This window comes from Streptomyces sp. 8L (assembly GCF_020176795.1).
Taxonomy (GTDB): Bacteria; Actinomycetota; Actinomycetes; order Streptomycetales; family Streptomycetaceae; genus Streptomyces.
Map to the genome: position 1 here is coordinate 1 of NZ_JAIUKE010000907.1, position 1096 is coordinate 1096.

Below are 1096 nucleotides of genomic sequence, written 5' to 3' on the forward strand. Positions count from 1 at the left end.
CGAGGCGACACTCGGGCCCTCGGAATGCCCGCCATCAGAAACCGAAAGCGAAACGGTCCACCGACTCCGTCGGCGGACCATCATGCAAGATCGAGGCTAAGCTTGATCGTTCTCAAGTTCCCCGTGGACGGCTTGATCCGGATTCCTGCCGGATTCCAGGGTAGCGGGTGCTTGCAGTCGAGGGCTTGGAAATCTTCTCAGTCCGGCGGGGGTTGGCATCCGCCGGTCATCGGCGATCCGCCTGGGATATTTTTGTAATATCTTCTCGTTGCGTCCGTCACTTCCTTTGTCTTCATTTTTTCGCAGATGAGTTCTTTGAGGGTGGTGGCGTTTTTGTTCAGTCCGACTGCGTACTCTTCGTTACTGCCGATCGGGAGGATGTCGCGGGAGATTGTGTAAGCGCCCGGATTTTTCTTCTGGAATAGATCCAGTATGGTGGTGTCTGTTATCATCGCATCGTATTTTCCTTTGAGGTTTGTGACGCAGAGGTCGTAGTCGCTCAGGCGTGCGCGATCCGGAAACTCATTGTTTTCCTCGAGGTACGTGTCTGCGGTTGATCCTGAGGCCACACAGACCCTTGCTTTTGCGGCGATGAGATCGTCGAGGGAATGTACTGTTTCCGATTTGCCGTGTATCACCGCATTTCCGTGATGCTTCGGGTCGGCCTGCATCATGATTCTTTCGGTTGTCTGGAAGTATGGTCCGGCGAAAAGCACACCTTCGGTGTGGTCCTTCGGGTTGCCTTTTTCTCTGGCGGTCGACATTCCGTATGTTCCGACGATCATGTCGACGCTCTGATCGGAGAGCATGTCAGGACGCGATTTGGTTCCTATCGGGACCCATTTGATGTTCTTGAGAGGGATGCCCAGGGATTTGGTGATGGCCTTCGCGTAGTCTATTTCCCTCCCGCTCCAGTGGCCTCCTTTTTCTTCGCTCAGGTACGGCTGGTCCGCTTTTACGCCGATCTTCCACTGTCCGTCTGCTTGTGCGTCGTGGAGGCGTTGCATGAGGGCAGCGTCGGCGCTGTTGGTCGGGCTCGGGTGGGAGAGTGGGGCGGCAGGGCCGGTCGGGCTGGCCGGGTTGGTCGGGCTCGGGT

1 protein-coding gene is annotated in these 1096 nt (G+C 56.6%); it reads right to left on the reverse strand.

The genetic code is table 11. The features are described 5' to 3' along the window. Positions 1–197: 197 nt before the first annotated feature. Positions 198–1007 carry a transporter substrate-binding domain-containing protein gene (locus LCE31_RS39805; protein WP_225023181.1) on the reverse strand — a complete coding sequence of 270 codons (810 nt, stop codon included), beginning with the start codon at positions 1005–1007 and terminating at the stop codon, positions 198–200. Positions 1008–1096: the final 89 nt, after the last annotated feature.

Bases quoted from the DNA above. Each gene is read 5' to 3' on its own strand.
- LCE31_RS39805 (WP_225023181.1), bottom strand. From the start codon at position 1,007: ATGCAACGCCTCCACGACGCACAAGCAGACGGACAGTGGAAGATCGGC.